The organism is Paraburkholderia sp. RL18-101-BIB-B (assembly GCF_046026985.1).
Lineage (GTDB): Bacteria > Pseudomonadota > Gammaproteobacteria > Burkholderiales > Burkholderiaceae > Paraburkholderia.
Genome location: NZ_JARESV010000206.1, coordinates 1 through 452 on the forward strand (window position 1 = coordinate 1; position 452 = coordinate 452).

At 65.7% G+C, this 452-nt stretch carries 1 protein-coding gene; it reads left to right on the forward strand.

Annotation, left to right across the window (positions count from 1 at the left end; translation table 11 throughout):
* Positions 1-452, forward strand: a 452-nt coding sequence (locus tag P0D73_RS46750; protein ID WP_408321470.1) for an iron-containing alcohol dehydrogenase, incomplete at both ends; no start/stop codon positions are given.

Here is a 452-nt window from a genome sequence, read left to right on the forward strand (position 1 = left end):
GGCCAGATCGCCGCACTCGATGCGCACGTCCCGCCCAACGCGCGAGTGCTGATTACCTGCGGCGGCGGCAGCATCAAGAACAACGGTGTGCTCGCGCAAGTGCAGGCGGCGCTCGGTGAGCGCGCGTGGCACCTGTTCGGCGGCATCGAGCCGAATCCCACTTACGAAACGCTGATGGAAGCGGTCGCGCTCGCCCGTGAGGGGAACTTCGATTTTCTGCTGGCGGTGGGCGGCGGTTCGGTGATCGACGGCACCAAGTTCATCGCTGCCGCAGTGAAGTTCGACGGCGAACCGTGGGACATTCTCGCGAAGCAGGCCGAGATACGCGACGCGGTGCCGTTCGGCAGCGTGTTGACGCTGCCCGCCACCGGTTCGGAGATGAACAATGGCGGCGTTATCAGCCACCGCGCGAAGGGCGACAAGCTGCCGTTCCGTAGCGAGGCGACCTATCC